10 protein-coding genes and 1 pseudogene are annotated in these 13,275 nt (G+C 70.1%); all 11 read left to right on the plus strand.

Annotated elements, in window-relative coordinates; genetic code table 11:
• Positions 1-198 (plus strand): annotated as a pseudogene (locus VF794_RS36305) (urocanate hydratase); the annotation flags it as partial.
• Positions 199-204: 6 nt separating this feature from the next.
• On the plus strand, positions 205-1,470 hold the full coding sequence (gene hutI, locus VF794_RS36310; RefSeq protein WP_331117703.1) for an imidazolonepropionase: 1,266 nt from the start codon (positions 205-207) through the stop codon (positions 1,468-1,470).
• Positions 1,471-1,542: 72 nt separating this feature from the next.
• Positions 1,543-2,379 carry a class II glutamine amidotransferase gene (locus VF794_RS36315; RefSeq protein WP_331117704.1) on the plus strand — a complete coding sequence of 279 codons (837 nt, stop codon included), beginning with the start codon at positions 1,543-1,545 and terminating at the stop codon, positions 2,377-2,379.
• A 96-nt stretch (positions 2,380-2,475) separates the two neighbouring features.
• Positions 2,476-2,796: a hypothetical protein gene (locus VF794_RS36320; protein WP_331117705.1), complete on the plus strand. Its 321-nt coding sequence runs from the start codon at positions 2,476-2,478 to the stop codon at positions 2,794-2,796.
• 30 nt (positions 2,797-2,826) lie between these two features.
• On the plus strand, positions 2,827-4,248 hold the full coding sequence (locus VF794_RS36325; RefSeq protein ID WP_331117706.1) for an MFS transporter: 1,422 nt from the start codon (positions 2,827-2,829) through the stop codon (positions 4,246-4,248).
• Positions 4,249-4,537: 289 nt separating this feature from the next.
• Complete coding sequence (locus VF794_RS36330; protein ID WP_331117707.1) at positions 4,538-6,268, plus strand: glycoside hydrolase family 2 protein; 1,731 nt, start codon at positions 4,538-4,540, stop codon at positions 6,266-6,268.
• Positions 6,269-6,288: 20 nt separating this feature from the next.
• Positions 6,289-7,419, plus strand: coding sequence for a galactokinase (gene galK, locus VF794_RS36335; RefSeq protein ID WP_331117708.1), 1,131 nt, complete (start codon positions 6,289-6,291; stop codon positions 7,417-7,419).
• A gap of 132 nt (positions 7,420-7,551) precedes the next feature.
• Positions 7,552-8,748, plus strand: coding sequence for a glycosyltransferase family 1 protein (locus VF794_RS36340; RefSeq protein ID WP_331117709.1), 1,197 nt, complete (start codon positions 7,552-7,554; stop codon positions 8,746-8,748).
• 46 nt (positions 8,749-8,794) lie between these two features.
• On the plus strand, positions 8,795-9,928 hold the full coding sequence (gene glf / locus VF794_RS36345) for a UDP-galactopyranose mutase (protein ID WP_331117710.1): 1,134 nt from the start codon (positions 8,795-8,797) through the stop codon (positions 9,926-9,928).
• A complete protein-coding gene (locus VF794_RS36350; protein WP_331117712.1) occupies positions 9,925-12,276 on the plus strand; it encodes a family 1 glycosylhydrolase in 2,352 nt (783 codons plus the stop codon). Before glf ends, VF794_RS36350 begins: the two co-directional genes overlap by 4 nt.
• Positions 12,203-13,174 carry a UDP-glucose 4-epimerase GalE gene (galE, locus tag VF794_RS36355; protein WP_331117713.1) on the plus strand — a complete coding sequence of 324 codons (972 nt, stop codon included), beginning with the start codon at positions 12,203-12,205 and terminating at the stop codon, positions 13,172-13,174. Before VF794_RS36350 ends, galE begins: the two co-directional genes overlap by 74 nt.
• The last annotated feature ends 101 nt before the right edge of the window (positions 13,175-13,275 follow it).

Consider the following 13,275-nt stretch of genomic DNA (forward strand, 5'->3'; position numbering starts at 1 on the left):
GGCGTGGGCATGGGCTACTCGCTGCACGCCGGCCAGGTCATCGTCGCCGACGGCACCCCCGAGGCCGCGCGCCGCATCGAGCGCGTGCTCACCTCGGATCCCGCCATGGGCGTGCTCCGCCACGCCGATGCTGGCTACCCCGAAGCCGTCGAGGTCGCCCGGACCCGCGGCGTGCGCATCCCCGGCATCACCGAGTAAAGACCCATGGAAACCCTGGAGCTGCTGGTCCGCAACACGTCCGAGGTGCTCACCGTGGAGGGCTCGCACACCGAGCCCGCCGAGAGTGCCCTCACGCCCCGGCCCAATGCCTGTGTCGGTGTACGCCGGGGCAAGGTGCTCTACGTGGGCCCCGAGAGCGGCCTGCCCAAGGGCACGGTGGGCCCCTCCACCCGGGTGATCGACGCCCACGGCCAGTTCGTCGGCCCCGGCTTCGTGGACCCGCACACCCACGCCGTCTTCGCCGGGGAGCGCGCGGGGGAGTTCGACCTGCGCAACCAGGGGGCCACGTACCTTCAGATCGCCCAGGCCGGTGGCGGCATCACCAGCACCGTGCGCGCCACCCGCTTCGCCAGCGAGGAGGATCTCATCCGGCTCGCCCTCCCCCGGCTCCAGGCCATGCTGGAGTACGGCATCACCACCGCCGAGGTGAAGAGCGGCTACGGCCTCAACCTCCAGGACGAGCTGAAGATCCTCAAGGCGGTGCAGCGGCTGTCGGCGCTCCAGCCGCTGGAGCTGGTGCCCACGCGGCTGTGCGCCCACGCCATTCCGGAGGAGTACCGCGAGTGGCGCGAGGCCTACATGGACCTCTGCATCCGGGAGATCATCCCCGCGGTGGCCGAGCAGGGGCTGGCGCGCTTCTGCGATGTCTTCGCCGAGGAGGGCGCCTTCACCCTGTCGGAGGCGCGCCGGATATTGGTGGCCGCCAAGAAGCTGGGGCTGAAGCCGCGGCTGCACGCGGACCAGCTCACCGCCGGCGGGGGCGCCGAGCTGGCGGCCGAGGTGGGCGCGGCCACCGCGGACCACCTGGAGCACGTGAGCGACGCGGGCATCCGCGCCCTGGCGGCCGCGGGCGTCACCGCCGTCCTGGTGCCCACCTCCACCCTCTTCCTGCGCGTGCGCCCCTACGCCCCCGGCCGCAAGCTGCGCGAGGCCGGCGTCAACGTGGCCCTCGGCACCAACCTCAACCCCGGCTCCGCCATGAGCGAGAACCTGCCCCTCGCCATGGGACTCGCCTGCCTGGAGAACGGGTTGACGGCCGCCGAGGCCTACTGGGCCACCACTCGCGGGGCCGCCCTGGCTCTCGGTTTGAACACATACGGTCGGATTGTCGTGGGCGACCCGGCGAACCTGGTTGTCTTTTCGTGCTCAAACTACCGCCACCTGCCCTATCACCTGGGCATCAATCACGCCCGGATCGTCATCAAGGACGGGCACGTGGTGGTGGAGAACGAGCGAGCGCTCTGTTCATGACATCCGGTGGACAGCAGGGGAGCAACGGGACTTCCCTGCGGGGCCGGGCGTTATAATCAAACAAGACAAACCATGTGCCGTCTATTCGGGTTTCGCTCTGAGGTTCCCGCCGCTGTTCATCCCTCGCTCGTCACGGAGAAGAACTCGCTTCTCCAGCAGTCGAGGGAGCACAAAGACGGCTGGGGGATTGCTTCGTACCACCAAGGGGCTCAGCCCCTGGTCGCGCATGGGCTCGGCCCCGCGCACTGCGATCCGGACTTCGAGCGGGTGAGCAGCACCGTGTCCGCTCGCACGGTGGTGGCCCATATCCGCCTGGCCTCGGTGGGAGCGATCGACAAGCGCAACACCCACCCGTTCATCCATGGCCGTTGGTGCTTCGTGCACAACGGCACGGTGAAGAACTTCGCCCAGCACGCCGCCGAGGTGGAGGCCCTCATCCGCCCGGACCTGCGTGCAGCCATCCAGGGCACCACGGACACGGAGCGCTGCTTCTACGTCTTCCTCACCCGGCTGGCGCAGCTCCAGTCGCTCGACGGCCCGGCGTGCGTGGAGAAGGTGGCCTGCGCGCTCGCGGAGACGATGGGGATGGTGTCGGCCATCACGGACGTGCCGGGCGAGCTGCGCTCGTCGATGAACTTCCTCGTGACGAACGGGGACGTGATGGTGGCGACGCGCCGCAACCGGTCGCTCTTCCTCTCCGATACCGCGCCCGAGACGGGCCGGCGCCCCCACCGTCATGTCTCGGCGCCGCCCAAGCCGGGCACGCAGCTCGAGCAGTTCGTGCTCGCCAGTGAGCAGCTCTCGGGCGAGGACCACTGGCACCCCATCGACGAGGAGACCATCCTCGGCGTGGACAGCGGTCTCATCCTGCACCAGTGGAAGGTGCAGGACCTGTGCGCCAGGCCTTGAGCACCGCCTGACACGGGTGTCATGGACGCGCCCGGAAGGTACCCCTCTCCCGAGAGGAGCACCTTCGCGGCACGCGCGTTGCTATTCGCGGTGGGCATGAACGCCCTGCTCACCGCCCTGGTCCTCGCCGCGTCTCCGGAAGCCCCCCGCACCGAGACTCCCGCCCCACACCGCGCCTTCTGGGTGCAGCCCTTCGTGCAGCCGAAGCTGCTCACCAACTTCTCGTATGAGCCGGAGTACGGATACGACCTGACCGACCAACCGGGAGGCGCGAGCGAGGAGGTGGGGAAGGCGGCTCCTGGCTCATGCGGGGGCTTTATCACGGCTGCCAGGCCCTTCCGGAAGGCCCCGGCCGGTGAGCGGCCAGCCATCCCACGGGCCTCGGGGGGAGGGTTGAAGCCCTTCCGCTTCCGCTGACACCATCCGTCGCCCTCGGCCCCCCCCTCCATGCCCCTCCCCGTTCACTCGCCCCTGCGCCGCTCCCTCCGCGCCTCGGTGGTCGAGGGCGTGGTGGCCGAGGGCGTGATGGCCTGCGCCGGCGGTGCCGCCATCATGGGCTGGGCGCTGTACCTGGGCTGCGGCCCCTTCTGGGTGGGACTCCTGGGCGCCCTGCCCTTCCTCGCCCAGCTCATGCAACTGCCCGGCGCGTGGCTCACCTCCCGGCACGGGCCGCGCCGGGTGGCCCTCGTCACCGTGGCACTCTCACGCCAGGCGTTCCTGCCCCTCGTCGTGCTGCCCTTCCTGCCCGTCTCGCCCGAGGTGAAGCGGGGCGTGCTCATCGCCGTGGCCGCCACGCACCATGGCCTGGGCATCCTCTGCAACAACGCCTGGGTGACGTGGATGGGGGACCTGGTGCCCTCGCGCGTGCGCGGGCGGTACTTCGGCCGGCGCACCGCCATCAGCACCCTCACCGGGGCACTCGCCACCTTCAGCGTCGGCTCCTTCCTCGACGGAGCCCACGCCTCGGACCGCACGGGCCTCGCGCTCGCCGGGCTCGCCTTCACCGCGTGCGTGCTGGGCGCGCTGAGCACCGCCGTCATGGCGCTCAAGCATCAGCCGCCCCGCCCTCCCGCCATGCCCTTCCGCGCCGCTCGCGTGCTCCAGCCGCTGCGCGATCGTGTGGCGCGCCGGTTCCTCCTCTATAGCGTGTCCTGGAACGCGGCCCTCGGGCTCGCCGGCCCCTTCTTCACCCTCTACCTGTTGGAAGACCTGAAGCTGGGCTTCACGCTCGTGGCGCTCCAGGGCTCCACCACCGCGCTCGCACGCATGCTGTCCGCGCCGCTGTGGGGCGGGCTCATCGACCGGCTCGGAGCCCGGGCGGTGCTGCGGGCCTGCTGCTCCGGACTGGTGCTCAGCCCGCTGCTGTGGGTGTTGGCGGGACCGGACCGCTGGTGGCCCATCGCGCTCGACGCGCTCCTGAGCGGGGTGCTGCTCAGCGGCCATGGCCTGGCGGCCTTCGCGCTGCCCCTGGCGGTGGCCCCCTCGCGCGAGCGGCCCTTCTACCATGCCGCCTTCGCCATGACGGGAGGGGCCGCCTTCGCCCTCGCCTCGGCCGTGGGGGGCTTGCTGGTACAGACCTTCCCGTCGAGCCACCCGCTCCTCGGCTACCCCTGCTCCGCCCTTCAGCTCACCTTCCTCGTCGCGGCGCTCGCCCGGGGATGCGCCGCCCTGGTCTCGCGCCAGCTCATCGAGCCAGCGACCCTTCCCCCGCCCTCGCGGTCGCGCGTCCCGTCGCGTTGGCTCCCCGTCTCCCTTCCGACGCGGACCGAGGGGACTCCACCCCTCCCAGAGCCGGCAACGCTCGCTCCCACGCTCGCTTCGCTCCCGCCTCCGCCCGCCAGCCTGAACCCCCCAGCCGCTGGGTCGTAGAACGACCGGGCGTGCAATACCCCACCACTACCCATTGTCGCAGGGTGCCTACTCTTGCCGCATGGGTAGCCAGGACTCGACGCGTGCGATGGGTGCCTCCTCTGTACCGGAGGGCAGTGTACCGGAGGCCACACCGACCCCGGCCCAGTGGGCGGGGGGTACAGAGGACGGAGCCGGGGGAACGCGAGGATACCCCCGCCCGCAGCTTCGGCGTGAGGGGTGGTGCCCGCTCAACGGCACCTGGGAGTTCGCGCTGGATCCGCTCGGGCGCTGGTCGGTCCCGGCCGAGGTGAGCTGGAACGCCCGCATCCGCGTGCCCTTCGCGCCAGAGACGACGCTCAGCGGCATCGGGGACACCGGATTCTACCGCGCGTGCTGGTACCGCCGCACCTTCGAGCCGCCCACGATGGGGCCCCAGGAGCGGCTGGTGCTGCACTTCGGCGCGGTGGACCACGCGGCCACCGTCTGGGTCAACGGCTCGCGGTGCGCGCACCACGAGGGCGGCTACACCCCCTTCAAGGTCGACATCACCGACCTGCTCCACCGCGACGGCCCCCAGGAGATCGTCGTACGCGCGGAGGATGACCCGGCCAACCTCGCCAAGCCCCGGGGCAAGCAGGACTGGCAACTGGAGCCCCACTCCATCTGGTACCCGCGCACCACCGGTATCTGGCAGACGGTGTGGCTGGAGCGCATCCCCGTCACCCGCGTCGAGAGCCTGCGCTGGACGTCCAACCTGGCGCGCTGGGAGGTGGGGCTCGAGGTCCACATCGAGGGGACACGCCCCGAGGGGCTGCGGCTGGACGTGCGGCTGAGCGTGGGGGACACCCTGCTCGCCCGGGACTCGTACACCGTGGTGCTGGGCGAGGTGTACCGGCGCATCGCCCTGTCCGACCCGGGCATCGACGACTTCCGCAACGAGCTGCTGTGGAGCCCCACCTCGCCCACGCTCATCGAGGCCCGCCTCGAGCTGCGCGACAGCGATGGACAGCTGCTCGACTCGGTGGACAGCTACACGGCGCTGCGCTCGGTCTCCGTGCAGGGGGACCGCTTCGTGCTCAACGGTCGGCCCTACCCGATGCGGCTGGTGCTCGACCAGGGCTACTGGGACGCCTCGGGCATCACCGCCCCGGACGACGCGGCGCTCCGGCGCGACGTGGAGCTCGCCCGCGCCATGGGCTTCAACGGGGTGCGCAAGCACCAGAAGATCGAGGACCCGCGCTACCTCTACTGGGCGGACCGGCTGGGGCTCATCGTCTGGGAGGAGATGCCCAGCGCCTACCGCTTCACCCGCCAGTCCGTCGAGCGGCTCACGCGCGAGTGGCTGGAGGTGCTCGCGCGCGACTACAGCCACCCGTGCATCGTCGCGTGGGTGCCGCTCAACGAGTCCTGGGGCGTGCCCAACCTCCCCGACAACGCCGCCGAACGGCACTACGTGCAGGCGCTCTTCCACCTCACCCGAACGTTGGACCCCGTGCGCCCCGTCATCGGCAACGACGGCTGGGAGAGCGTGGCCACCGACATCATCGGCATCCACGACTACGACTCGGACCCCGAGAAGATCGCCGAGCGCTACCACTCGCACGAGGTGCGCCCGCACCTGTTCCAGCGCGAGCGCCCCGGCGGGCGGGTGATCGTCCTCGACGGCCACCCACATGCCGATCACCCCATCGTGCTCTCCGAGTTCGGCGGCATCTCGCTGGCGCGCGGCGACCAGCGGGAGTGGGGCTACTCCCAGTGCAAGGGTCCGGATGAACTCGAACAGCGCTACACCGCGCTGCTTGGGGTGGTGCGTTCGCTCGATCTGTTCGCGGGCTTCTGCTACACGCAGTTCGCCGACACGTACCAGGAAACGAACGGACTGCTGTACTCGGATCGCACGCCCAAGTTCCCGCTGGAGAAGATGGCCGCCGCCACACGCGGTCCACGTTTCCTCAGCGACATTCCCATGCCCCCCGCCCCCTCCGGGCGCCCCCGTCCGACCAATGAGTCGGGCGAGCCCGAGCCCGCGGGGGCCTGAAGCCCACGAGAGGAACAGTGATGCACGCCCCCGCGGATGCCGCCCCCAGCTTCGAGACGCTCTTTGGCCGCCCACCTCGGGTCCACGTCCGGGCGCCGGGGCGGGTGAACCTCATTGGCGAGCACACCGACTACAACGGGGGCTTCGTGCTCCCCATGGCCATTCCCCAGCAGACGGAGGTGCGGCTGGCCCCGCGCGAGGACCGCAAGGTGCGCGCCTTCAGCGCCAACCTCGGTGCCAAGGGCAACGTGGACGAGTACGAGCTGGGCCAGGAGAAGCGTGGCCGGGGTTGGCTCGACTACGTGCAGGGCGTCACCCACGTACTGCGCGCGGAGGGCCTCACCGTCGGGGGCTTCGACCTGTGGCTGCGCTCGGACGTGCCACTCGGCAGCGGGCTGTCCTCCAGCGCCGCGCTCGAGGTGGCGTTGCTGCGTGGCCTGCGCGAGGCCTTCGGGCTGACGCTGGATGACGTGCGCATCGCCCTGCTGGGCCAGAAGGTGGAGTGCGACTTCGTCGGCGCGCCCGTGGGGGTGATGGACCAGATGGCCTCCAGCCTCGCGCACGGGAGCGCGGCGCTCTTCCTGGACACCCGCACCCTCCAGTACGAGCGCGTGCCGCTGCCTCCAGGCGTGGAGCCCATCGTCATCAACTCGGGCGTGACGCACAGCCACTCGGGCGGCGACTACCGGGTGCGCCGGGCCGAGTGCGAGCGCGCCGCGGCGCAGCTCGGGGTGGCGCAATTGCGTGATCTGCCCGACGCGGAGCTGCCCCGCGCCATGGCCCTGCCCGATCCCCTCGGCCGGCGCGTGCGCCACGTGCTCACCGAGAACGCGCGCGTGCTGGCCACCGTGCGGGCGCTGCGCTCGGGGGACCTGGCCGCGCTGGGGCCGCTCCTGTACGACTCGCATGCCTCGCAGCGGGACGACTACGAGGTCTCCGTCCCGGAGATCGACCTGCTGGTGGACCTCGCCCGCGCCGAGCCCGACGTGCTCGGGGCCCGGTTGACCGGTGGCGGTTTCGGCGGCTCGGTGGTGATGCTGGCACGAGCAGGCAAGGGAGCGGGCGCCGCGGCCCGCATCGTCGCCCGCTACTCCGAGAAATCGGCCCACAAGGGCACCATCCTCGTCCCCGAGTCCCCTTCCGAACGCTGATCCTGACCGGGGAGCAGGCCGCCGAGCAGGCGTCGCGTGTGTACCCCGGGTCAGGTGGAACAAGTAGGTCGGGTGACCACTCTCTCCGCAGCACGCCGCCCCAACCCGGGCGGCACATGCCCGGAGGGGAGCATGACGCAGTCGAATCACAACGTGTTGGACACCAGTCATCTGCCGGATCTGGTGTGCTTCTCGCACCTGCGCTGGAACTTCGTCTTCCAGCGCCCCCAGCACCTGCTCAGCCGCTTCGCGCGCGAGCGCCGTGTGTTCTTCTTCGAGGAGCCCGTTTTCGGCAAGGGCCGGGCGCGGCTCCAGGTCACCCGCTCTCCCGAGGGCGTCTGGGTGGCCGTGCCGCACCTGCCCGAGGGGATGGACGAGCAGGGCGTGGTGGACGCCCAGCGGGTGCTGCTCGACGAGATGCTCCAGCGCCATGTCGTGCGGCGGTACGTGAGCTGGTACTACACCCCCATGGCGCTGTCCTTCTCGCGCCACCTGGAGCCGTGGGCCGTGGCCTACGACTGCATGGACGAGCTGTCCGCCTTCCGGGGAGCGCCGCCCGCGCTGCTGCACCGCGAGGCCGAGCTGCTCCAGCGCGCGGACGTGGTCTTCACCGGCGGCCAGAGCCTCTATGAGGCCAAGAAGGACCGGCACCCCAACGTGCATGCCTTCCCCAGCAGCGTGGACGTGGCGCACTTCGCCACCGCGCGCGGCCCCCTCGCGGACCCGGTGGACCAGGCCTCCATTCCGCATCCGCGGCTGGGCTTCTTCGGCGTGGTGGACGAGCGCATGGACCTCGAGCTGCTCGCGGCCGTGGCCGACTCGCGCCCCGACTGGCAGTTCGTCATCCTCGGCCCGGTGGTGAAGATCGAGCCGGCCAGCCTGCCGCGCCGGCCCAACCTCCACTTCCTCGGCGGCAAGCTCTACACCGAGCTGCCCACGTACCTGGCCAGCTGGGACGTGGCGCTGATGCCCTTCGCACGCAACGAGTCCACGCGCTTCATCTCCCCCACCAAGACACCCGAGTACCTCGCGGCGGGCAAGCCGGTGGTGTCCACGTCCATCCGCGACGTGGTGCGCCCCTACGGAGACCTGGGTCTGGTGCACATCGCGGACACGCCGGAGGACTTCGTGCGCGCCTGCGAGGCCGCCCTGGCCGAGGACCGCTCCACGTGGCTGCCCCGGGTGGATGCGCACCTGGCCTCCATGTCCTGGGACAGCACCTGGGGCGGGATGAAGACCCTGCTGGATGCCGCCACGCGGCTGCACGAGGACGAGAAGAGCACCGTCATTCCCATGCCGGTCACCGAGGACGTGGCCACCACCATTTGAGCAGGCGAAACCCGGCGCGAGTAGCGCCCCATAAAAGGAGAAGAACATGTTCGATTACATGATCGTGGGGGCGGGGTTCGCTGGCAGCGTGATGGCCGAGCGGCTCGCCAATGTGTACGGCAAGAAGGTCCTGATCGTGGAGAAGCGGCCGCACATCGGCGGCAACGCGTACGACCACTACAACGACGACGGGGTGCTCGTGCACAAGTACGGGCCCCACATCTTCCACACCAACTCCCAGGACGTCTTCGACTACCTGAGCCGCTTCACCGAGTGGCGGCCCTACATGCACCGGGTGCTGGCGAGCGTGGACGGGCAGCTCATGCCCATCCCCATCAACCTCACCACCCTCAACCAGTACTTCGGCCTCAACCTCACCTCCTTCGAGGTGGAGGGCTTCCTCCAGAAGCTCGCCGAGAAGCGCGAGAGCATCCGCACCTCCGAGGACGTCGTGCTGAGCAAGGTGGGCAAGGAGCTGTACGAGAAGTTCTTCCGCAACTACACGCGCAAGCAGTGGGGCCTGGATCCCAGCGAGCTGGACGCCACGGTCATCGCCCGCATTCCGGTGCGCACCAACCGCGATGACCGCTACTTCAGCGACAAGTACCAGGTGATGCCGCTGCACGGGTACACGCGCATGTTCGAGCGGATGCTCAGCCACCCCAACATCAAGGTGATGCTGAACACCGACTACCACGAGGTGAAGGACGTCATCCCCTACCGGGAGATGATCTTCACGGGTCCGGTGGACGAGTACTTCGACTTCTGCTTCGGCAAGCTGCCCTACCGCTCGCTGCGCTTCCGCCACGAGACGCACAGCCAGGAGAAGTTCCAGGAAGCGCCGGTGGTGAACTTCCCCAACGAGTACCCGTACACGCGCTGCACCGAGTTCAAGTACCTCACCGGCCAGGAGCACCCGAAGACGAGCGTCGTCTACGAGTACCCCACCGCCGAGGGTGACCCGTACTACCCGGTGCCCCGTCCGGAGAACGCCGAGCTGTACCGCAAGTACGAGAGCCTCGCGAAGGACACGCCGGGCGTGCACTTCGTGGGACGGCTGGCCACGTACAAGTACTACAACATGGATCAGGTGGTGGCCCAGGCGCTCACGCTCTGCACGAAGATCATGGGCATGCGCCGCCGCGAGCTGCTGGAAATGCAGGTGGAGGGGCACGCGTGAGCCACTCGCCTGGAAAGCCCGAGGGACTCCCGGAGGTCTGGGGCGGCATCGAGGGCACGGTCAACCGGGTGGGGGACCGGTACTTCGATCAGATGAAGCGCAGCGGCCACTGGACGCGCATCGAGGACCTGGATGCCATCGCCGCCCTGGGCATCAAGGCCATCCGCTACCCGGTGTTGTGGGAGCAGATCGCCCCGCTCGGACCCCACCGCGCGGACTGGACGTGGCCGGACGCGCGGCTCGCCCGACTGCGGGAGCTGGGGGTGCGGCCCATCGTCGGCCTCGTCCACCACGGCAGCGGACCGAGGCACACCAGTCTGGTGGACCCGGGCTTCCCCTTCGAGCTCGCGCAGTACGCGCGGGCCGTGGCCGAGCGCTACCCGTGGGTGGAGGACTACACCCCGGTGAACGAGCCGCTCACCACCGGGCGCTTCAGTGGCCTCTACGGCCACTGGTATCCGCACGGCAAGGACTACCCCACCTTCGCGCGCACGATGATGGTGCAGTGCCGCGCGGTGGTGGAGGCGATGCGCGCCATCCGCGAGGTGACGCCCGGCGCGCGCCTCATCCAGACGGAGGACATGGGGCGCACCTACAGCACCCCGCGGCTGGCCTACCAGGCGGAATTCGAGAACCACCGGCGCTGGCTGAGCCTGGACCTGCTGTGCGGACGCATCGACCGCCAGCACCCGCTGTGGCCCTACCTCCTGCGCTGGGGAGTCTCCGAGAAGGAACTCGGGTGGTTCCTCGACAATCCGATGCCCCCCGACGTGGTGGGGATGAACTACTACATCACCAGTGACCGGCTGCTCGACGAGCGGCTGGAGCACTACCCGGAGTGGTCCCACGGTGGGAACGACCGCGAGTCCTACGCGGACGTGCACATCTCCGCGGTGTGGAAGGACGCCATCTTCGGCCACCGGGACATCCTCGCCTCGGCCTGGGAGCGCTACCGGCTGCCCGTGGCCTTCACCGAGGTGCACCTGGGCTGCACCCGAGAGGACCAGCTGCGCTGGCTCGCGGAGGCGTGGGAGGCCTCCTGCTCCCTGCGCCAGGAGGGCGTCGACGTGCGCGCCCTCACCGTGTGGAGCCTGCTGGGGGCCTACGATTGGAACACGTTGGTGACGGCCGAGCGCGGCTTCTACGAGCCCGGCGTCTTCGACATGCGTGCGCCCAAGCCCCGCCCCACCGCGCTGGCCCACATGACGCACGCGCTGGCCACCCGGGGCGACTTCGAGCACCCGCTGCTCGACTCGCCGGGCTGGTGGAGGCGCAAGGAGCGGCCGGAGCCCAACTTCGCCGCCACCCTCCATGGAGACACCCCGGTACCTCACGAGACCTGGATGCCCTCCCGCTGCATGGGGACGCTCGTGCCCCGGCCCCTCCTCATCTCGGGCGCCACGGGTACGCTGGGGCGGGCCTTCGCCCGGCTGTGCAGGAGCCGCGGCATCGCCTTCCAGCTCCTCTCGCGCCAGGAGATGGACATCGCCTCGCCCGAGTCGGTGGAGCGCGCGCTCGAGCGCTACCAGCCCTGGGCCGTCATCAACGCCTCGGGCTACGTGCGCGTGGATGACGCCGAGACGGACATCGAGCGGTGCTTCCGCGAGAACGCCCTCGGCCCGGAGGTGCTCGCCACCGCCTGTGCGGCACGGGGCGTGAAGCTGGTCACCTTCTCCTCGGACCTCGTCTTCGGGGAGGGGCGGTCCTCACCCTTCGTGGAGAGCAGCCAGGTCCAGCCGCTCAACCAGTACGGCCGCAGCAAGGTGGACGCCGAGCGCCGGGTGCTGGAGCGACTGCCCTCGGCCCTGGTGGTCCGCACCGGCGCCTTCTTCGGCCCATGGGACCAGCACAACTTCGTCACCCTCGCGCTCGGGGCCCTCGCGCGCGGGGAGACGTTCACGGCCGCGGACGACGTGGTCGTCTCCCCCACGTACGTGCCGGACCTGGTGCACGCCTCGCTCGACCTGCTCATCGACGAGACGAGCGGCGTGTGGCACCTCACCAACGCGGGCGAGGTGACCTGGGCGGAACTCGCGCGGCAGGCCGCCGAGCGGGTCGGGTTGGATCCACGACGGGTGGAGGGCCGTCCCCTGGCCTCCTTCGGGTGGGCGGCGGCACGGCCGCGCTACAGCGCCCTGGCGAGCGAGCGCGGACAGGTGATGCCCCCGCTGGCCAACGCCCTCGATCGTTACCTCGTGGAAGACGAGATCAAGCCCATGCAACGAGCCGCTGGCGGAGGCCGGGCGGCATGCGCGGTATGCGGAGGAATCGACGATGCGAGTCATGGTGACGGGCGGTGCGGGTTACATCGGGAGCGTGGTGACGGAGGAGTTGCTGCGGGGGGGTGACGAGGTCGTCGTCTTCGACAGCCTCTACAAGGGTCACCGGGAAGCGGTGGTGGAGGGCGCCACCTTCGTGAAGGGCGATCTGCTCGACACCGCGCTGGTGCGGGAGACGCTCGCCCAGCACAAGGTGGAAGCGGTGGTGCACATGGCGGCCGACTCGCTGGTGGGCGAGTCGGTGAAGGTGCCGGAGAAGTACTACCGCAACAACGTCCTGGGCGGGCTCAGCCTGCTGGACGCCATGCGGGACTCGGACGTGAAGTACCTCGTCTTCTCCTCCACGGCCGCGGTCTACGGCGAGCCGGCCAAGCAGCCCATCGAGGAGAGCGACCCGACGCAGCCCACCAACCCGTATGGCGAGACCAAGCTCGCCTTCGAGCGGGCGCTGCGCTGGTACGACTCGGCCCACGGGACGAAGTACGTGAGCCTGCGCTACTTCAACGCCGCCGGGGCCACCGAGCGCTGCGGCGAGCGCCATGACCCCGAGACGCACCTCATTCCCATCGTGCTCCAGGCGGCGGCCGGTCTGCGCCCGGAGGTCACCGTCTTCGGAGACGACTACCCCACGCCGGACGGCACCTGCGTGCGCGACTACATCCACGTGGTGGACCTGGCGCAGGCGCACATCCTCGCGCTGCACGCGCTGGCCAAGGGGCACCCGAGCTCCATCTACAACCTGGGCTGCGGGGGCGAGGGCTACAGCGTGAAGCAGGTCATCGACTGCGCCCGCCGCGTCACGGGCCGGGAGATTCCGGTGAGCAAGGGCCCGCGGCGGGCTGGAGATCCGGCGGTACTCATCGCCAGCTCCGGGCGCATCACGCGAGAGCTGGGCTGGAAGCCCACGCAGCAGAAGCTCGACGCCATCGTCGAGTCCGCCTGGCGCTGGATGGAGAAGCGCCGCTGACTCAGGCGTCGCCCATCTTGAGGCCTTCGATGGTGTGAGCCTGGACGATCTCCTCCAGCTTATCCACCACCCGGTACGTCAGGTGCTGGCGCGCCCGCTCC

It is taken from the genome of Archangium sp., assembly GCF_036389735.1.
Classification (GTDB): domain Bacteria; phylum Myxococcota; class Myxococcia; order Myxococcales; family Myxococcaceae; genus Archangium.